16 protein-coding genes are annotated in these 18,353 nt (G+C 72.9%); 6 read left to right on the top strand and 10 right to left on the bottom strand.

The features are described from left to right. Positions 1-76: 76 nt before the first annotated feature. On the bottom strand, positions 77-1,741 hold the full coding sequence (locus ACN27A_RS18435) for a family 10 glycosylhydrolase (RefSeq protein WP_421455046.1): 1,665 nt from the start codon (positions 1,739-1,741) through the stop codon (positions 77-79). A 322-nt stretch (positions 1,742-2,063) separates the two neighbouring features. On the opposite strand from ACN27A_RS18435, the gene ACN27A_RS18430 reads away from it, so the two are divergent. Continuing rightward, positions 2,064-3,557 (top strand): amino acid permease, encoded by a 1,494-nt coding sequence (locus ACN27A_RS18430; protein ID WP_421458518.1) that lies wholly within the window; start codon positions 2,064-2,066, stop codon positions 3,555-3,557. A 21-nt stretch (positions 3,558-3,578) separates the two neighbouring features. Here ACN27A_RS18430 and ACN27A_RS18425 read toward each other — a convergent pair whose 3' ends face one another. From ACN27A_RS18425 to ACN27A_RS18405, 5 genes are read right to left on the bottom strand one after another with little or no spacing between them, the layout of a single operon-like run. Further along, positions 3,579-4,595, bottom strand: a complete 1,017-nt coding sequence (locus ACN27A_RS18425; RefSeq protein WP_421455043.1) for a glycoside hydrolase family 43 protein — start codon at positions 4,593-4,595, stop codon at positions 3,579-3,581. Beyond that, positions 4,592-5,485: a carbohydrate ABC transporter permease gene (locus ACN27A_RS18420; protein ID WP_421455040.1), complete on the bottom strand. Its 894-nt coding sequence runs from the start codon at positions 5,483-5,485 to the stop codon at positions 4,592-4,594. The genes ACN27A_RS18425 and ACN27A_RS18420 overlap by 4 nt, the downstream gene beginning before the upstream one ends. Before the next feature lie 10 nt (positions 5,486-5,495). After that, the gene (locus tag ACN27A_RS18415) at positions 5,496-6,461 is read right to left on the bottom strand and encodes a carbohydrate ABC transporter permease (RefSeq protein WP_421455037.1); all 966 of its coding nucleotides are present in this window, start codon (positions 6,459-6,461) and stop codon (positions 5,496-5,498) included. A gap of 6 nt (positions 6,462-6,467) precedes the next feature. Then, complete coding sequence (locus tag ACN27A_RS18410) at positions 6,468-7,793, bottom strand: ABC transporter substrate-binding protein (RefSeq protein WP_421455034.1); 1,326 nt, start codon at positions 7,791-7,793, stop codon at positions 6,468-6,470. 57 nt (positions 7,794-7,850) lie between these two features. After that, on the bottom strand, positions 7,851-9,365 hold the full coding sequence (locus tag ACN27A_RS18405) for an alpha-N-arabinofuranosidase (protein WP_421455031.1): 1,515 nt from the start codon (positions 9,363-9,365) through the stop codon (positions 7,851-7,853). A 135-nt stretch (positions 9,366-9,500) separates the two neighbouring features. Here ACN27A_RS18405 and ACN27A_RS18400 point away from each other — a divergent pair, with 135 nt between their 5' ends. After that, on the top strand, positions 9,501-10,508 hold the full coding sequence (locus ACN27A_RS18400) for a LacI family DNA-binding transcriptional regulator (protein WP_421458517.1): 1,008 nt from the start codon (positions 9,501-9,503) through the stop codon (positions 10,506-10,508). Between the two features lie 178 nt (positions 10,509-10,686). Here ACN27A_RS18400 and ACN27A_RS18395 read toward each other — a convergent pair whose 3' ends face one another. The 3 genes from ACN27A_RS18395 to ACN27A_RS18385 form a co-directional block, all read right to left on the bottom strand. After that, on the bottom strand, positions 10,687-11,412 hold the full coding sequence (locus ACN27A_RS18395) for a methyltransferase domain-containing protein (RefSeq protein WP_421455028.1): 726 nt from the start codon (positions 11,410-11,412) through the stop codon (positions 10,687-10,689). Between the two features lie 122 nt (positions 11,413-11,534). Further along, the gene (locus ACN27A_RS18390; protein WP_357579586.1) at positions 11,535-11,852 is read right to left on the bottom strand and encodes a hypothetical protein; all 318 of its coding nucleotides are present in this window, start codon (positions 11,850-11,852) and stop codon (positions 11,535-11,537) included. 38 nt (positions 11,853-11,890) lie between these two features. Continuing rightward, entirely contained in the window at positions 11,891-13,528 is a 1,638-nt protein-coding gene (locus ACN27A_RS18385; RefSeq protein WP_421455025.1) for an ABC-F family ATP-binding cassette domain-containing protein, read from the bottom strand. A 74-nt stretch (positions 13,529-13,602) separates the two neighbouring features. Between ACN27A_RS18385 and ACN27A_RS18380 the strand changes: the two genes are divergently transcribed. From ACN27A_RS18380 to ACN27A_RS18365, 4 genes are all read left to right on the top strand, one after another. Then, a complete protein-coding gene (locus ACN27A_RS18380) occupies positions 13,603-14,373 on the top strand; it encodes an ROK family protein (RefSeq protein WP_132230825.1) in 771 nt (256 codons plus the stop codon). A 97-nt stretch (positions 14,374-14,470) separates the two neighbouring features. Beyond that, on the top strand, positions 14,471-14,839 hold the full coding sequence (locus ACN27A_RS18375; protein ID WP_421455022.1) for a tetratricopeptide repeat protein: 369 nt from the start codon (positions 14,471-14,473) through the stop codon (positions 14,837-14,839). Between the two features lie 114 nt (positions 14,840-14,953). Further along, positions 14,954-15,208, top strand: coding sequence for a Smr/MutS family protein (locus tag ACN27A_RS18370; protein ID WP_088987488.1), 255 nt, complete (start codon positions 14,954-14,956; stop codon positions 15,206-15,208). A 7-nt stretch (positions 15,209-15,215) separates the two neighbouring features. Next, on the top strand, positions 15,216-15,761 hold the full coding sequence (locus ACN27A_RS18365) for an NUDIX hydrolase (protein WP_421455018.1): 546 nt from the start codon (positions 15,216-15,218) through the stop codon (positions 15,759-15,761). On the opposite strand, the gene ACN27A_RS18360 is transcribed toward ACN27A_RS18365, so the two are convergent. Next, positions 15,749-18,124 (bottom strand): M28 family peptidase, encoded by a 2,376-nt coding sequence (locus tag ACN27A_RS18360; protein ID WP_421455015.1) that lies wholly within the window; start codon positions 18,122-18,124, stop codon positions 15,749-15,751. The two genes, ACN27A_RS18365 and ACN27A_RS18360, sit on opposite strands and share 13 nt — an antisense overlap. Positions 18,125-18,353 lie beyond the last annotated feature (229 nt).

The raw sequence follows: 18,353 nt of genomic DNA, 5'->3' as shown, positions 1-18,353 counted from the left end.
ACCGACATTTGGTGACAGGCGTCGAAACAGACGAATGCCCCGGGTGCCAGGGGCACCCGGGGCATTCGGTGTCACGTCAGCGGACGAACGCCGGCGGGCTGGCCGGGCTCTCGTTCGCCAGTCGGTCGAGCGCGGTCACGTAGTAGGTGTACCGCTTGCCGGCCTCGGCGGTGGTGTCCACCCAGGACTGCGTACGGCTGCCCGCGTCGGCGCGGACCGTGTCGACGAGGTGCGCCGCGTCGGCGAAGTCGCACCGGCCGGCCAGGCCGGTCCCGTCGAAGCGGTAGACCGCGTACGACGTGGCGGTGCCGAGCGGGCCCACGCCGTCAGCCGGCTGGAACCAGTTCAGGCGGACCCCGTCGGACTGTCGCGCGGCCTTGGTGACCACCGGCATGAGCAGCGGCTTCTTCGGCAGGTGCGTCATGGTCGGGATCAGCGCCGGGCGGGAGTAGTGCTCGGCGGCGTAGATGTCGGTCGCGCCGAGGCGGTTGGCCCGCACCTGCACGGCCGAGAAGTGGACGTTGCCCAGGACCTCCGGGTACTGCCGGTTCAGCGTCAGGTGGTTGGACAGCTCCTGCGGGTTCATCCAGAAGGAGCCGTAGGCCGGGTCACCGCTCTTGTAGTCGGCCTGCCCGATGTAGAGCTGCACCCGGGTGCCCTTGACCACGTCCGCCCACCACGGCACCAGCCGGGTGTAGTCGGCGGCCGGGTACTGACCCATGTACCAGTAGAGCTGCGGCACGATGTAGTCGATCCACTCCTCCTTGACCCACTTGCGGGTGTCGGCGGAGATGATGTCGTACGACTGGCTGCCGGTGGTGTCCGAGCCCAGCGGGTCGGCCGACTGGTTGCGCCAGATGCCGAACGGGCTGACGCCGAACTTCACCCACGGCTTCTCGGCCTTGATCTTGGCGTTCATCTCCTGGATCAGCAGGTTGATGTTGTCCCGCCGCCAGTCGGCCTTGTCGGTGAAGCCCCGGTTGTGCGCCGCGAAGGTGGCGTCGTCCGGCACCTGGTGGGTGCCGCTCGGGTAGGGGTAGAAGTAGTCGTCGAAGTGCACGCCGTCGACGTCGTACCGCTTGACCGCGTCCATCATCGCGGTCTGCACGAACTCGCGGACCTCGGGGATGCCGGGGTTGTAGTAGAGCCGGCTGCCGGCGACCCCGGCCGGCGGGTAGGCGAAGGTCCACTCGGGGTGCTCGCGGACCGGGTGGTTGGGCGCGAGCTGGTTGATGTCGGCGCCGGCGCCGCCCGGGGCGGGCATGGAGACGCGGTACGGGTTGAACCAGGCGTGGAACTCCAGGTTGCGCTTGTGCGCCTCGGAGACCACGAACTTCAGCGGGTCCCAGCCCGGGTCCTCGCCGCGGACCCCGGTCAGGTACTCCGACCAGGGCTCGTGGGGCGACGGCCAGAACGCGTCGGCGGTCGGCCGGATCTGGACGACCACGGCGTTGTGGTTGAGCCGCTCGGCGAGGTCGAGCAGCTGGCGGTACTCGGCCTGCTGGGCGGCGACGCGGTCCGGCGACGTCTGGGACGCCTTGCTCGGCCAGTCGATGTTGACGACCGAGGAGATCCACATGGCCCGGAACTGCCGCTTCGGCGTGGCCGGGTCGGTGACGCAGGAGGTGGTGGAGGCGGCGGTGGTCGCCGCGTCGGGTGCCGCGCTCGCCGGGGTGGCGGCGACGAGCGCGCCGAGCAGTGCGGCGGCCAGCCCGGCGGCTCCGAGCCGAGTTGCCTTCATGCGGTGTGTCCCTTCGTTGGGGCTCCCGTGTCAGGGGTTCATCGCGGCGCAGACGGCAAGATTCGCCGTTGACATTCTGCCGCTGGTAGGAAATTTTCACACCTCACGGGCTCTGCGCAAGAGTCTGGGCGCGATCGATCCGTCCGTCCACGCCGGCTCCTCCTAGTGGTCGGGCTCACGGGACGCGCCGTGGCGGAGCACGCACGGCGGGTGCTGGCCCGAATGGCCCGAGACGTGGGGATTGAGGGGGGTCCACCCTGGGTAGCAACGCCGGTCACCGGCCGCCACCAGGGTGGTCCGGACGGTGGGAGGGGTGAGCGCGGTGTCCGTGCTGCGTACCAAACCGATCGGGGACGTGATCGCGCAGAGCGAGGCCGACGGGGAGAACGGCGGGCCCGGCCTGAAGCGCCGGCTCGGCGCCCGCGACCTCACCGGCTTCGGCATCGGCATCGTGATCGGCACCGGCATCTTCACGCTCACCGGCATCGAGGCGCGCGACAGCGCGGGCCCCGGCGTGGTGATCTCGTTCGCCATCGCCGGCCTGGTCGCCCTGCTCGCCGCCCTCTGCTACGCCGAACTGGCCTCCAGCGTGCCGACCGCCGGCAGCGCCTACACCTACGCGTACGCGACCATGGGCGAGATCGTCGCCTGGATCATCGGCTGGGACCTGCTGCTGGAGTTCGCCCTCGGCGCCGCGGTGGTGGCGCGCGGCTGGTCCGGTTACCTGGCCGAACTCGTCGGCCTGCCCACCGCCTGGTTCGGCGAGGAGGGCAGCGTCGTCAACGTCGGCGCGATCGGCATCGTGCTGCTGCTCGGCGTCGTGGCGATCGTCGGCATCCGCGAGTCGGCCCGGGTGACCAACCTGCTGGTGCTGGTCAAGGTCGCCATCTGCGTCTTCATCGTGGTCGCCGGCCTGTTCTTCGTGAAGGCCGCCAACCTCACCCCGTTCATCCCGCCGGCGCAGCCCGCCGACGGCAGCGAGGACGGCATCAAGCAGCCCGTCACCCAGGCGCTCTTCGGCCTGGAGCCCTCGGTGTTCGGCTTCGTGGGCGTGCTCAGCGCCGCCGCGGTGGTCTTCTTCGCGTACACCGGCTTCGAGGCGGTAGCCAACCTCGGTGAGGAGACGAAGCGGCCCCGCCGGGACCTCACCCTCGGCCTGCTCGGCACGCTGCTGATCTCCACGGTGCTGTACATCGGCGTCTCGCTGGTGGTGGTGGGCATGGTGCCGTACGACCAGATCGACCGGGGCGCCCCGATCGCGGCGGCCTTCAACGCGGTCGGCGCCGAGTGGGCCGGCATCCTCGTCTCCATCGCCGCCGTCGCCGGCCTGACCAGCGTGATCCTGGTCGACCTCGTGGCCATGGGCCGGATCGGCTTCGCCATCAGCCGCGACGGGCTGATCCCGCCGTCGATCGCGAAGGTGCACCCGCGCTGGGGCACCCCGTACCGGATCTCGGCAGTCATGACGGTGGCGGTCGCGCTGCTCGCCGGCTTCCTGCCGCTGTCGGCCCTGGCCGACCTGGTCAGCATCGGCGCGCTCGCGGCGTTCGTGCTCGTCTCGATCGCGGTGCCGGTCCTGCGCCGCAAGCGCCCGGACCTGGACCGGCCGTTCCGGGTGCCGTTCTCCCCGGTGCTGCCGATCTTCTCGGCGCTGGCCTGCTTCTACCTGATGCTGAACCTGTCGGTGGAGACCTGGCTGCGGTTCGCCGCGTGGATGCTGCTCGGCGTGGTGATCTACTTCGGCTACGGCTACCGCCGCAACCGCCTCGCCCGGCGTTCCTCGTCCCCCGACTCCCGGGAACCGGCTTCCGTCTGATCTCGGAAACCCGGCCGGTCGTCAGGGTTTCTGCTGCGGCCCCGCCGTCGGGCCCTTGACGGTGGGCTTGCCGTCGGTCCAGACGACCTCGTCGAGCCAGACGTGGCGGCCCGGGTCGACGGTGCCCTCCTGGCCGGGCGGCCAGGCGTGGTAGAGCAGCCAGGTGCGCCCGTTCTCGACCACCATCGAGGCGTGCCCCGGCCCGGAGGCGACCTCGTTGGTCTTCAGGATCGGGTTCTCCGGGGCCTTCACGCACGGCCCGGCGGGCGACTCGCAGATCGCGTAGCCCTCCGCGTACTCGGCCCGGTCGTAGGCGTTCGCGGCGAAGAACAGGAACAGCCTGCCGTCGTGGCGGTGCAGGAACGGGCCCTCGATGAGGGTGCCCTCCCACGGCTCGGTCTGCTTCAGCAGCTTCGTCGGCTCGCCGACCAGGCGCAGCCCGTCGTCGGAGAGGCGCTGCGACCAGATCCAGGTGTCCACCCCGATGGCGTTGCCGTCGTTCTTCCACAGCAGCCAGAGGCTGCCGTCGGCGTCCCGGAACGGGCTGGCGTCGATCGCCCCGCCCATCTCGGCCTGGCAGATCAGCGGACCGGTCGAGTCGTCCCGGTACGGCCCCTGCGGCGCGCTCGCCACGGCCCGCCCGACGCACTGCCGCCCCGACTCGCGCCCGGCGACCGTGTAGTAGAGCAAGAACCGGCCCGGGGCCAGCTCGATCGCCTCGGGCGCCCAGGTCTTCCCGGCGTCCGCCCACGCCGGCAACTCCGGCAGCGCGTCCCCGGCCGGGGTCCAGTCGACCAGGTCCGGGGAGGTGAGCACCGGGACGTTGCGGCCACCGGCGTTCGTGTGGAACAGGTACCAGGTGTCGCCCACCCGGATCGCCTGCGGGTCGGGCGCGTCGGTGCGTACGACCGGGTTGGTGAACATGCGCGCGTCGTCTCCCGTGCTCGAAGGTCCTTCTCCACCACCGCAACCGGCGGCGAGCAGCGCGGCGGCGAGCACCGCCGCCGCGCCGCGCCGCCGGGTCGTCCCGACCGTCATCCCTTCAGCCCGCTGCGGGAGACGCCCTGGATGATGTGCCGCTGGGCGAGCACGAAGAGGATCAGCACCGGCACGCTGGCCAGCACCGCCCCCGCCATGATCACCGGGTAGTCGGTGACGTAGGAGCCCTGGAGCAGGCCCAGGCCCGGCGGCAGGGTGAGCGTCTCCGGGCTGAACAGCACGAAGATCGGCCAGAGGAAGTCGTTCCAGTTGGTGAGGAAAGACAGCACCGCCAGCGTGGCCAGCGCCGGCCTGGACAGCGGCAGCACCACCTTCCAGAAGATCTGCCACTGGTTGGCCCCGTCCAGCACCGCGGCCTCCTCCAGCTCCCGGGGCAGGGAGAGGAAGAACTGCCGCAGGAAGAACACCCCGAACGCGCTCGCCGCCCCGGGGACGATCACCACGGCCAGGGTGTCGATCCAGTCCAGCTCGTCGACGATCAGGAAGTTCGGGATGATCAGCGAGGTCGGCGGGATGAACAGCGTCCCGACGATCAGCGCGAAGAGCACCCCGCGGCCGCGGAACCGCATCCGGGCCAGGGCGTACGCGGCCATCGAGGCCGTCGCCAGCACCAGCAGCGCGTGCGCGGTGGCGGCCAGCATGCTGTTGGCGAACCAGCGCAGCACGGGGTTGGCGGTGTTGCTCAGGACCTGCTCGTAGCCGTACCCGGAGATCGGGTCCGGCAGCCAGGTCGGCGGGATCTGCTGGGCCCCGGTGTAGGTCTTCAGCGAGGTGATGACCATCCACCCCAGCGGCAGCAGGAAGACCAGGGCGAGCGCGACCAGGGTGGCGTAGAGCGCGGTCCGGCGCAGCGCGCTCCCCGGGGCACGGCGGGTCGCCGGGGCGCGCGTCGGCGCGGGGGCACGCGTGGTGCGCGTGGGCGTCGTCATGGCGGTCCCCTCAGTCTTCCCGGTAGCGGAAGAGGCGGAAGTTGGCGATGCTCACGACCGCCAGCATCAGCGCGAACACGATGCTCATCGCGGCGGCACGGCCGGCGTCGTTGTCCCGCAGCCCCTCCTCGACGATGAACCAGACCACCGTGCGGGTCTCCGTGCCCGGCGCGCCCTGGGTGATCAGGAACGACTGGCCGAACACGTTCGCCGAGGCGAGCACCGTCGTGGTGATCACGAAGAGCAGCACCGGACGCAGCCCGGGGAGCGTGACGTGCCGGAACCGTTCCCAGGCGCTCGCGCCGTCCACCTTCGCCGCCTCGTACAGCTCCTGCGGGATGTCCTGGAGCCCGGCCAGGTAGATCACCGCGTTGAAGCCGGAGGTCCACCAGACGGTCACCCCGACCAGCGAGACCCAGGCCCACGGCACGTCCGTCACCCACGGGGTGTCGGCCGGCAGCCCGACCATCCCGGCGATCCGGTTGACCAGGCCCAGGTTGGCGTCGAGCAGGAACCGCCAGAGCAGGCCGATCACCGCCACGCCCAGCACGTACGGCGCGAAGTAGATCGCCCGGAAGAAGGTCCGGCCGGGGAACGAGCGGTTCAGCAGCAGCGCCAGCCCGAGCGGGACGACCACCAGCAGCGGCACCGCGAAGACGGTGAAGATCGCCGTCGCCCGGACGCTCTGCCACCAGTCGCCGTAGACGGCCGAGTCGCTGGAGAACAAATCCTTGTAGTTGTCCAGCCCGACGAAGGGCCGGTTGGGCAGCTGGAAGTCCCACTGGTGCACGGAGAGCCAGAGGCCGAGCAGGATCGGCAGCAGCCCGAAGACCCCGAACAGGAGCAGGTACGGGGCGAGGAAGAGGTACGGCGTCGCCCGCCCGGCCCGGCCCGCCCGGGCACCGCCACGGGGGGCGTCGGCCGCCGGGGGCGGCGCGTCAGCACGCGCCGCCCCCGCCTCGATCACGTCCGCCACGGGGACTCAGCTCCCGTACTTCTTGCGGTTGTCCTCCAGCTGCTTGTTCGCCTTGGCCACCCCGTCGTCCAGCGCCTGCTTCGGCGACTTCTTGCCCAGCGCCGCCTCGTTGTACGAGTTGTAGAAGGTCGTCATGACCTCACCGAGGCCCGGGGCCGCCGGCGGGAAGGCCGCGTACTCCAGCTCGGGGGCGAGCGCGTTGACCTCGGTCAGCGCCTTGAAGTCGGCGCTGTCCCGCACGGCCTTGCGGGCCGGGACCTGGCCGCCCTTGGCCCAGTCCAGGGAGTGCTGGCTGAGCCAGTTGATGAAGACCTTCGCCGCGGAGACCTTGTTGGCGTCGTTGGCCCGCTGCTTGACGATCGTGAAGTTGTGCGAGTTGGCCCAGGCGGCCGGCTGCGTGCCGATCTGCGGCAGGGGCGCCACACCCCACTGGATGTCCGGGCTCTTCTTCAGGTCGTTGATCTGCCAGATGCCGTTCCAGTTGAAGGCGTTCCTGCCGCTCTTGAAGGCCAGGTAGTCGGCGTCCTGGCCGACGTTGGCCGGGGAGTGGCCCTGCTTGATCAGGTCGGTCAGCCAGGTGCACGCCTCGACGGCCTGGTCGGAGTTGAAAGTGGCCTTGGTGGCCTCGGCGTCGAAGACGCTGCCGCCCCACTGGTGCAGCAACGAATAGAAGGTCATGCCGCCGGTGAACGGGAACGGGCTGACCCAGAACCCCTGCACCCCGGACTTCTTCAGCTCGGTCAGCGCGGCGGTGTACTCGTCCTTCGTCGTCGGCGGCTTGTTCGGGTCCAGGCCGGCGGACTGCATGACCCCCTTGTTGTAGTAGAAGCCGAGGGGGTGCATGTCCAGCGGGATGCCGTACCGCTTGGAGTTGTAGAGCCCGCCCTTCCAGACGGTGGGGGCGAAGTCGCCCTCCGACAGCTCCAGGGTCTTGGCGACGTCGTCCAGCTCGGTGATCACGCCGCGCGCGGCGAAGGTGGCGAGCTGATCCATGTGCATGACCGCGATGTCCGGGCCGGCGCCGCTGGAGGCCGCGCCGGGGAGCTTGTTGTAGTAGTCCTCCCACTGGTACGTGGCGATCGAGACGGCGATGTTCTGGTGCTCGGTGTTGAACTGGTTCACCAGCGCCTTGAAGATGTCGCCGTCGCCGCCGGTGAAGCCGTTCCACAGCTTCAGGTCCACCTTCGGGCCGGTGTAGTCCTTGCCGCCGCTGCCGGCCGCCGGGCCCGAGCTGTCGTCGCCGCCGCAACCGGCCAGGGTCAACGAGGCCGCGGCGCCGAGCCCGAGGCCGAGGCCGAGCAGGCGCCGCCGGCTCATGTCGTTCTGCATCATGGGGTTTCGCTCCTTGGGGGACGGGATGAAGTGTGCCTGCTCAGGACCTGTGCGGTGTCAGCCGCCGGTGGGGGAGAAGCGCAGCACGTTCCAGGAGACGGCCGGAAGGCGCACGGAGCACCGGCCGCCGTCGGTGGTGGGGTCGGGCAGCTGCCGGGGCGTCACCCGGTCGGGCTCGGCCTCGGTGTTCGTCGCCGTCGGGTCGTCCCCGGCGGCGAGGCTCAGGTGGGACTCACCGGACAGCCCCGGCAGCCCGCGCAGGTCGATGTCCAGGGGGAGGTCGTCCGAGCCCCGGTTGACCGCGAACACGGTCAGCTCGTTGGTCTCCTCGTCGTGCACGGCCACCGTGTCGAGCACCGGGACCTCGCCGTACCGCTTCGTCTCGTAGGTCGGGCCGACCGGCTCGGTGCGCAGCACGGTGCCGCGGGCGTGCCGGGCGGTCAGCGCGAACGGGTGGAAGATGCTCTGCCGCCAGGCGGGGCCGCCGGTGCGGGTGCGGATCGGGGCGATCACGTTGGCGAGCTGGGCCTGGCAGGCCACCCCGACCCGGTCGGCGTGCCGGAGCAGGGTGATCAGCAGGTCGCCGACCACCACCGCGTCGACGGCGGTGAAGTCGTCCTCGATCAGCGCCGGTGCCTCCACCCAGCCGCGCCGGTCCAGGTCGGCCTGGAGACGGGACTGGTACCAGACGTTCCATTCGTCGAAGGAGATCTTCAGCTTCCGCCGGTGCCGCTGCTTGGCGGCCACGTGGTCGGCCGTGGCGACGACCTCGCGGATGAAGTTGTCCATGTCGACGGCGGAGGCCAGGATGCTGGCCCGGTCGCCGTCGGACGGGTCGTAGTAGGTGTGCGCGGAGATGTAGTCGACGTGCTCGTAGGTGTGCTCCAGCACGGTCGCCTCCCAGGAGGCGAAGGTGGACATCGTCCGGTTGGAGCTGCCGCAGGCCACCAGGCTGATCGACGGGTCGATCATCTTCATGGCGCGGGCGGTCTCGGCGGCGAGCCGGCCGTACTCGTCGGCGGTCTTGTGGCCGACCTGCCAGGGGCCGTCCAGCTCGTTGCCCAGGCACCAGAGCCGCACCCCGTACGGCTCCTCGGCGCCGTGCTTGCGGCGCAGGTCGGACAGCTGGGTCCCGCCCGGATGGTTCGTGTATTCCAGCAGGTCGCAGGCCTCCTGCACGCCCCGGGTGCCGAGGTTGACGGCCATCATCGGCTCGACGCCCGCCTCGGCGGCCCAGGTCATGAACTCGTCGAGCCCGAAGGCGTTGGTCTCGACGGTCTTCCAGGCCAGGTCGAGCCGGCGGGGGCGGTCACCGACCGGGCCGACGCCGTCCTCCCAGCGGTAGCCGGAGACGAAGTTGCCGCCGGGGTAGCGGACCACGGAGACGCCCAGCTCCCGGGTCAGCTCCAGCACGTCGCCGCGCAGGCCGCGCGAGTCGGCGGTGGGGTGCCCGGGCTCGTAGACCCCGCCGTAGACGCAGCGACCCATGTGCTCGACGAACGAGCCGAAGAGCCGCCGGTCGGCCGGTCCGACGGCGAAGGCCGGGTCGATGGTGAGCTGCGCGGTCCGCAAGGGGTGCCACCTTTCCTCGTTGCCGGTCCCGGGTGACCGTGGTCACCTGGTGCTCCTGGTTTGTACAACGTTGTAAGCAACGTTGTAAAGAGCCGTCCACGCGGTAAAGTGCGCGCCATGGGGGAGGGCGACGTGGTGCGGCACAGGCTGAAGGACGTGGCGGAGCGCGCCGGCGTGTCGGTGAAGACCGTCTCCAACGTGGTCAACGGCTACGTGCACGTCCGGCCCGACACCCGGGCCCGGGTCGAGGAGGCCATCGCCGAGCTGAACTACCGGCCCAACCTCTCCGCGCGCAACCTCCGCAAGGGGCGCACCGGGATCATCGCGTTCGCGGTCCCCGAACTGGACATCCCCTACTTCGCCGAGCTGGCCCGGCACGTCGTCGCGGCCGCGGCCGAGCTGGGCTGGACGGTGCTGATCGACCAGACCGGCGGCGGTCGGGAGCAGGAGCGGGTGGCCGCCTCGGGCATCACCGAGCACCTGATCGACGGGCTGATCTTCAGCCCGCTGGCGCTCACCGCCGAGGAACTCACCGGGCTGGCCGGCACGCCGATGGTGCTGCTCGGCGAGCGGGTCGACCACGGTCCCGCCGACCACGTCGGGATCGACAACGTGGGCGCCGCCCGGGAGATCACCGCCCACCTGGCCGGCCTCGGTCGACGCCGGATCGCCGCCATCGGCTCGCAGCGCACCCCCGAGGGGGCCAGCGCCCGGCTGCGGCTCGCCGGCTACACCGCCGCGCTCGCCGACGCCGGCCTCCCGTACGACGAGCGGCTGGTGGCGCCCGCGACGGCCTGGCACCGCGCGGACGGCGCCGCCGCGATGCGCGGCCTGCTGACCTCCGGCGTACGCCCCGACGCGGTCTTCTGCTTCAACGACACCCTCGCCCTGGGTGTCCTGCGCGCCCTGCACGAGGCGGGCCTGCGCGTCCCCGAGGACGTGGCGGTGGCCGGGTTCGACGACATCGAGGACGGCCGCTTCTCCGTGCCCACCCTGAGCACCATCGCACCGGACAAGGAGCGCATCGCCCGGCTGGCGGTGGAACTGCTCGCCGGCCGGATCGACGGCGACCGCACCGCCCCGCCGAGGGAGCTCTCCGCCCCCTGGCGCCTGGCCCCCCGCGAGAGCACCCTGGGCCGCTGACCCCCGGCCCCCCGCAGCCCCCGGCCCCCCGCCGCCCCCGGCCCCCCGCCGCCCCCGGCCCCACCTCGGTGATCATGAGGTTGACGGCGGTTCTGGAGATCAAGATCGCCGTCAAGCTCATGATCGACGGGGCAGGTGGGGCAGGTGGGGCAGGGTGCGTGGGGCAGGGTGGGTGGGGTCAGTCGAAGAAGCGGGCCAGATGGGCGGGGGTGGGCCCGTCCGCGTCCGGGGGCAGCGGGGTGAGGTCGGCGAAGATCGAGGCGCCGTCGCAGCCGACGTGCAGGGGATACCAGCGCGGGGTGCCCGGCGGGCGCTGGAGGCAGACGCCCTTGACCGTCTGTACGTCGAGCAGCCGGACGTGGGTCGGGTCGGCGACGGCGTTCACGTGCCGCCACCACGGGCTCATCACGTGCAGCACGCCACCCGGCCGGAGCGCCCGGTGGCACTCGTCGACCAGCGGCAGGAAGTCGATCAGGTGCTCCAGGATGTGCACCGCGAAGAAGACGTCCACCGAGTCGTCGGCCAGCGGCAGCGAGCCGGAGAGGTCCGCCACCGCGTCCACCCCCGGCGCCGGGAAGATGTCCAGCCCCAGGTTGCCCGGCCACTGCTTGGTGGCGCCGCAGCCCAGGTCGACCACCACCGGGTCGCGCCCGCCGACGCGTACCCGGCACCAGACGCCGAGCACCCCGGCGAGCCGGCCGACCCGGTCCCGGACCAGGCGCAGCTCGTCCTGCCCGGCGACCTCGCCGCTGAGGTGGGCCACCCCCCGGTCGAAGCGCACCTCGACCGCGAGGTCGCGCAGCCGGTCGTCGTGCCGGGCCTGGTCGACCCAGGCCTCGGTGAGGAATCCGTCGACCGCCCGCAGCCGCTCGGCCGAGGGCGGGTTCTGTGCCAGCGCGACCATCCGGGCCACCTCCCGCCGGCCGATACCCGGATCCCCGCCCGTCATGCCCGCTCTGCGCCGCCAATCCGGCGCGCCGCGATCCCGGCCGGCGTCAGCCGTCGGCCGCGCGATTCCGGCCGGCGTCAGCCGCCGATCGTCCGCCGGGGGCGTCCGCCGCCGCGCATCCGCTGCCGGGGCGGCGGGGCGGCCGCCTTGGGCCGCTTGAGGTGGTAGCGGTGCAGCTCGCTGTTGCCGGGCATGGACGGGTCCTCGCTCATCGCGACCAGCTCCCAGCCCTGGTCACCGGCCCGGTTCAGGTGGGCCAGCGCGGTGTCGCCGTAGGGCGTCACGTCGACCATGGAACCGTCGGGGCCGTACCAGACGAAGACGATCTCCCAGCCGATGTCGGTGGTGGCCGCCTGGCGGCGGCGGACCAGCAGCGCGTACTCCCACTTGAGCATGGGGTCATTCTCACCCGCCGCGAGCGGGTCGGCACGGATCAATCCTCGGCGATCCTTCCGGCGGCCACCCGCAGCCGCCGGTTCGTGGTCACGGCGTCGAGCATCCGCCGGTCGTGGGTGACCAGCAGCAGCGTGCCCGGGTAGCTGGCCAGCGCGGACTCCAGCTGCTCGATGGCGGGCAGGTCCAGGTGGTTCGTCGGTTCGTCCAGCACCAGCAGGTTCACCCCGCGCCCCTGGAGCAGGGCCAGCGCCGCCCGGGTCCGCTCGCCCGGCGACAGGGTCGCCGCCGGCCGCAGCACGTGCCCCGCGCGCAGGCCGAACTTGGCCAGCAGCGTGCGCGCGTCCGCCGGCGACAGCTGCGGTACGGCGGCGCCGAACGCGTCGATCAGCGGCACGTCGCCGAGGAACAGTCCCCGGGCCTGGTCCACCTCGCCGACCACCACGCCCGGGCCGAGCGCGGCGTGCCCGGAGTCGAGGGGGAGCCGGCCCAGCAGGGCGGCGAGCAGGGTGGACTTGCCGGAGCCGTTCGCCCCGGTCACCGCCACCTTGTCGGCCCAGTCGATCTGGAGGGTCACCGGGCCGAGGGTGAAGCCGCCCCGGCGTACGACGGCGTCGCGCAGCGAGGCCACGACGGCACCGGCGCGGGGCGCGGCGGCGATCTCCATCCGCAGCTCCCACTCCTTGCGCGGCTCCTCGACCACCTCCAGCCGCTCGATCAGGCGCTCGGTCTGCTTGGCCTTGGCCGCCTGCTTCTCGGTCGACTCGGCGCGGAACTTGCGGCCGATCTTGTCGTTGTCGGTGGCCTTGCGGCGGGCGTTCTTCACGCCCTTCTCCATCCAGGCCCGCTGGGTGCGGGCGCGCGCCTCCAGGCCGGCCCGGGTGTCGGCGTACTCCTCGTACTCCTCACGCGCGTGCCGGCGGGCGACCTCGCGCTCCTCCAGGTAGCCCGCGTAGCCGCCGCCGTAGTGCCGGACCTGCTGCTGGTGCAGGTCCAGCTCCAGCACCCGGGTGACCGTGCGGGCGAGGAACTCCCGGTCGTGGCTGACCAGCACCGTGCCGGCGCGCAGCCCCGTGACGAACTCCTCCAGCCGCTCCAGGCCGGCCAGATCCAGGTCGTTGGTCGGCTCGTCGAGCAGGAACACGTCGTAGCGGCTGAGCAGCAGCGAGGCCAGCCCGGCCCGGGCCGCCTGACCGCCGGAGAGGCCGGTCATCGGGTGCTCCAGGTCGACCGTGAGCCCCAGCTCGGCGGCCACCTGCTCGGCCCGTTCCTCCAGGTCCGCCCCGCCGAGGGCGAGCCAGCGCTCCAGGGACTCGGCGTAGGCGTCGTCGGCGCCGGGCGCGCCGTCGGTGAGCGCGGCCGTCGCCGCGTCCAACGCGGCCTGCGCGGCGGTGACGCCGGTGCGCCTGGCCAGGAAGTCCCGCACGGTCTCGCCGGGCCGCCGCTCGGGCTCCTGCGGCAGGTGCCCGACGCTCGCCGTGGGCGGGCTGAGCGCCACGCTGCCGGCCTCCACCGGCAGCAGTCCGGCGAGGGTACGCAGCAGCGTCGACTTGCCGGCCCCGTTCGGCCCGACCAGCCCCACCACGTCCCCCGGTGCGACCACCAGGTCCAGCCCGGCGAACAGTGCCCGGTCCCCGTGCCCCGCGGCCAGCCCCTTGACGATCATCGTCGCGCTCATCAACCCCCGACCCTATCCGCCCCGATCGCCCACCCTTGCTTCGCGCCCCCGGAGGTACGCGGCACACTGCTCGGGTGGTGACCACACTGGCGATCGACTGTGGCGGCGGCGGGATCAAGGCATCCGTGCTGGACGAGGCGGGCACGATGCGCGCCCGGCCGCTGCGGGTGCCCACGCCGTACCCCCTGCCGCCGGCGCTCTTCGTGAAGACGCTGCTGGACCTCGCCGGCCGGCTGCCCACGGCGGACCGGCTCACCGTCGGCCTGCCGGGCATGATCCGGCACGGGGTGGTGGTCGCCACCCCGCACTACGTGACCCGCTCCGGCCCCCGGTCGAAGGTCGACCCGGGCCTGGTCGCCCAGTGGTCCGGGTACGACGCGCGGACCGCGCTCGCCGAGGCGTTCGGGGTGCCCGCGCTGGTGCTCAACGACGCCGAGGTGCACGGCGCCGGCGTGGTCGCCGGGACCGGCTGCGAGCTGGTGCTGACCCTCGGCACCGGGCTGGGCAGCGCGCTCTTCGACGGCGGGGTGCTCGCCCCGCACCTGGAGCTGTCCCACGCGCCGGTGCGCTGGAACACCACCTACGACACGTACGTGGGCGAGCCGGAGCGGCGCCGGCTCGGGGACGCGTTCTGGTCCCGCCGCATCCGCCAGGTCGTGGACGGGCTGCGCCCGGTGTTCCGCTGGGACCGGCTCTACCTGGGCGGCGGCAACTCCCGGCTGATCCGCCCCGAGCAGCTCGTGCGGATGGGCGACGACGTGGTGGTGGTGCCCAACACCGCAGGCATCGTCGGCGGCGTACGCGCCTGGGAGCTGGCCGCCGGCCGGCACGGCGCCCCCACCTGACCCGGCCCGCGCGGTTCCCGGCCCCCGGGAACAGTCGCGGTACGGCTGATGTTGTGCCAGCGTCGGGACAGTGGCGCGACACGAGGGGGTGGGTCGGATGGACCTTCTGGCCGAGTACCGGCGGGCGACCATGTTCTTCGAGGCCGGTGACCCGACCGGGGCGGCCCGGCTGCTCGAGCCGATCGTCGAGGCCGAGCCCGGCAACGCCTCGGTACGCCAGCTGCTCGCCCGCGCGTACTTCCAGTCGGCCCAGCTCAACCGGGCCGAGGCGCAGCTGCGGGAGCTGATCGACCGGGACCCCGCCGACCACTACGCCCACCACGTGCTGGGCCGCACGCTGGAGCGGCTCAACCGGCCCGCCGACGCGCTGCGGCACCTGCGCATCGCGGCGGCCATGCACACCGGCAACGACGACTACCGCACCGCCCTGGACCGGGTGCAGACCCGGGTCGAGGGCACCCGCTGACGGCGGACGGGGGCGGGGCAGCTCCACCGGGCTGCCCCGCCCTCGTGCTCGTCACGGGCGCCGCGGGACGCCTACCATCGGCGTCATGGGACGTGAGCTGGCGGCGGGTGCGCGGTGAAGCTGAAGCTGGACCTGCACGACATCTTCAACAAGGGCCAGGACATCGACCGGGCCCTGCGCGGGATCATGGACGAGGCCGTGGCGAAGAAGGCCACCCTGGTGGAGATCATCCCCGGCAAGGGCTCCGGCCAGCTCAAGAAGCGGGTGCTGCGCTTTCTCGACCAGAAGGACGTCAAGCAGCTCTACCACCGCGTCGAGAAGGACTCGAAGAACTTCGGCCGCCTCTTCGTCCACTTCCGCTGGAAGTAGCGCCGCCATGGTCGACGACGCGCCGCTCTCGACGGACGAGCTGCTGGACATTGTGGACGAGCACGACCGGGTGGTGGGGCAGGCCCGGCGGGGCGACGCGTACGCCCGTCGGCTCCGGCACCGCTGCGCGTTCGTCCTGGTGCGTAACGCGGCCGGCGAGATCTTCGTGCACCGACGCACCGAGCGGAAGCTGGTCTTCCCGTCGCTGTACGACATGTTCGTCGGCGGGGTGGTCGGGGCGGGCGAGTCGTACGACGAGGCGGCGCGGCGCGAGGCGGAGGAGGAGCTGGGCGTGTCGGGGCTGCCCGATCCGACGCCGCTGTTCAGCTTCCTCTACGAGACGCCGGAGCACACCTGGTGGTCGGCCGTCTACGAGGTCCGCTGCGACGTGCCGGTGCACCCGCAGGCCACCGAGGTCGCGTGGCACGCCTTCCTCACCGAGGAGGAGCTGGACCGGCGGCTCACCGAGTGGGAGTGGGTGCCCGACGGCGTGGCGGCGTACCGCCGGCTGCTGGCGTGGCGGCGCGGGCCCGCGGCGACCTACAGCGGGTAGGTGCGGGCCACGGCCAGCATCTCCGAGCTGTGCGAGCCCACCACCCCCACGCCCGGCGGGCGGGGCCGGAAGCCGGGCAGCGCGTCCAGCCCGTCGCTGGCGTCCATCGCGCGCAGCGCCACCTGCCCCGCCTTCGGCGTCACGGTGAGCGTCACCTCGATCCCCTCCGGCGGCGGGGCGTGGAAGACCAGGCCGAAGCCCCAGCGGCCCTCCCGGGCCTCCACCGGCACCGCCCGGCCGGCCACCTCCGCCCGCAGCACCGTCGCCGTCGCCGCGTCGACGTGCAGGGTGGTCAGCCGGACCTGGCGTTGCGGGACGAGCCGCAGGCGCAGCGTGCGCTCGGTGCCGGCGGTGGTGTCGGCGAGCACCTCCAGCTTGGGGGCGGGCAGGTCCGCCGCCTGCGCCGGGCCGGCGCGCAGCTCGGCGTCGCCCAGGCCGGGGAAGTCGGCGACCTCGGTCACCCCGTCGACGTAGCCGTCGGTCCAGGGCTGGGGGTCCTCCTCGTGGCTGAGCCAGCGGGCCTGGCCGGTGCCGGCGTCGAGGGCGTACATCAGGTGGGTGGGCGCGGGGTGCGCGGCGTCGAAGCGGTCGACGGCGAGCCCGACCCCGGCGAGTACCACGGCCGCCAGCGTGGTGGCGGCGGCCGGCAGCGCGCCGAGTCGGCGCGCGCGCACGGCCAGCAGTCCGCGCTGCCCGCCGGCCTGCGGGTGCAGCAGGTCGACGACTGGCAGCGCGGCGAGGCCGAGCAGCACCGCGACCAGCGCCGCGACCCCGCCCATGGCCATGCCGAGCGCCGGGAAGAGCAGGACGACGGTGGGCAGCAGGATCACCACGGCCACCGCGGCGGCCAGGGTCGTCGCGACCACCGGCCACGGGCCGTCGATCCGCACGCTCAGCGCGACCAGCCCGGCCAGCGCGCCGGCCAGGGCCGGGAGGGTGACCAGGTACGCCCCGCCGGGCACCAGCACGGCGAGCAGCACCCCGAGCACGGCCAGCCAGCCCAGCCCGCCGACGGCGAGCGCGGCCGGGCCGACCCGGCGGCGGGTCAGCGCGTACCAGGTGAACAGGACGGCGGCGGCGAGCGCCACCACGGCCAGCCGGTACCAGGTGGGCCGGTACGGGTCCAGCAGCTCGGCGTAGCCGGGCCGCAGCGCGGTGATCGCCGCCCAGAGCAGCTGCGCGGCGAGCGGGGCGAGCACGAGCGGCAGCAGCGCCAGCCCGAACCCGGCGGCGAGCCGGCCCCCGGTGGTGCGGCCCCGCCGCAGGGTGAGCCAGCCGAGGGCCGCCACGGCGGCGAGCGCGAGCAGCGCCAGGGGCAGCACCAGCCAGCCGGAGTAGCGGACCAGCCCGCCCGGGACGGGGAAGTAGGTGGCGTCGTGCCCGGATTCCAGCGCGGTCAGGTCGACGCGGCCGAACTCGCGGGCCAGGCCGAGGGCGTTGTCGCCGTGGTGCTGGAGGCTGGCCCGGTCCATGGCGGCGGGAGTGTCCAGGGGAGTGTGGTAGATCGCTCCGCCGTCGATGTACGCCGAGTTCAGCCCGACGAAGTCGTTGTCGAGGAACGCCGTGAAGTCGGTGTCGTTGGGCAGCGCGCGGTAGATCTCCACCGCGAACGAGGTGCCCACGGGGTGCGGGGCGGCCCGGCCGAAGGCGTCCACCAGGGCGGCGTTGTCCCGCGACGTCTCGAACATGATCACCGGGCCGGTCGAGCCGCGCGCCTCCAGGTTGAGCACCACGCCGCCGCCGGCGGCCAGCGGGTGGCTGGACGCGAACGCCGCCGCCCCGCACAGGCACGCCTCCTCGGCGTCGGTGAGCACGAAGACGACGTCGTTGCGCGGCCGGGGGCCGGCGGCCAGGGCGCGGGCCACCTCCAGGATGGCCGAGGTGCCGGCGGCGTCGTCGTTGCCGCCCGGCCCGGACTGCACCGAGTCGTAGTGCGAGACGAGGAAGACCTTGCCGGTGGGATCGGTGCCCGGCAGCCGGGCCACCACGTTGCGGACCCGGGCCAGGGTGGCCCCGCCGGCCGCCCCGCTGAGCTGGCCGGCCTCGGGCGCGACGGTGTCCTGCACCTCGGTCTCCAGGCCGAGGCCGCGCAGCACCCCCTCGACGTGGGCGCGGACCTGGTCGTTGGCGGGGCTGCCCGCCACGTGCGTCCGCGCGGCGACGACCTCGACGTGCTCGTACGCCCGGGCGGCGCTGAACTCGCCCGGCGGCGCGTCGGCCGGGCGCGGCGCGGGGGTGCGCAGGTCGAGCAGGGTGCCGGCGCCGACGGCGACGAGCGCGGCGAGCGCCGCCGCGGCGGCGGCCAGCCGGCGACGGGGCCGGGCCAGCGCGCGGTCGGCGGGGCGGGTGGGGGGTGCGCCCACGGGGTCTCCTCGGGACGGGTCTCAGGTGGGCACCATCCTGCACCCCGGCGACCGCCAGCGGGACTCCCGGTGTGGGTGGGGGGAGCGCGGACGCCCGCTTTGCCCCTCGCCGCACAGTGATCCGACCCATGCCCGCGCATGCGGAGCCCGTCGTGTTGTGTGCGAACGTTGTCTAATACAGGATCAGCAGGGCACTCGGAAGGAGCCCGACATCACCAGCGATCTCCCG

It is taken from the genome of Micromonospora sp. WMMD737, from assembly GCF_049179055.1.
In the GTDB taxonomy this organism is placed as follows: Bacteria; Actinomycetota; Actinomycetes; order Mycobacteriales; family Micromonosporaceae; genus Micromonospora; species Micromonospora reichwaldensis.
This window is presented reverse-complemented; position numbering and strand designations above follow the sequence as displayed.

What these genes read in the sequence shown, in the direction of transcription:
- ACN27A_RS18390 (WP_357579586.1), bottom strand. Translation starts at nt 11,852, where the DNA reads ATGCTCAAGTGGGAGTACGCGCTGCTGGTCCGCCGCCGCCAGGCGGCC.
- ACN27A_RS18385 (WP_421455025.1), bottom strand. Translation starts at nt 13,528, where the DNA reads ATGAGCGCGACGATGATCGTCAAGGGGCTGGCCGCGGGGCACGGGGAC.
- ACN27A_RS18375 (WP_421455022.1), top strand. Translation starts at nt 14,471, where the DNA reads ATGGACCTTCTGGCCGAGTACCGGCGGGCGACCATGTTCTTCGAGGCC.
- ACN27A_RS18425 (WP_421455043.1), bottom strand. Translation starts at nt 4,595, where the DNA reads ATGACGGTCGGGACGACCCGGCGGCGCGGCGCGGCGGCGGTGCTCGCC.
- ACN27A_RS18420 (WP_421455040.1), bottom strand. Translation starts at nt 5,485, where the DNA reads ATGACGACGCCCACGCGCACCACGCGTGCCCCCGCGCCGACGCGCGCC.
- ACN27A_RS18435 (WP_421455046.1), bottom strand. Translation starts at nt 1,741, where the DNA reads ATGAAGGCAACTCGGCTCGGAGCCGCCGGGCTGGCCGCCGCACTGCTC.
- ACN27A_RS18410 (WP_421455034.1), bottom strand. Translation starts at nt 7,793, where the DNA reads ATGATGCAGAACGACATGAGCCGGCGGCGCCTGCTCGGCCTCGGCCTC.
- ACN27A_RS18395 (WP_421455028.1), bottom strand. Translation starts at nt 11,412, where the DNA reads ATGGTCGCGCTGGCACAGAACCCGCCCTCGGCCGAGCGGCTGCGGGCG.
- ACN27A_RS18365 (WP_421455018.1), top strand. Translation starts at nt 15,216, where the DNA reads ATGGTCGACGACGCGCCGCTCTCGACGGACGAGCTGCTGGACATTGTG.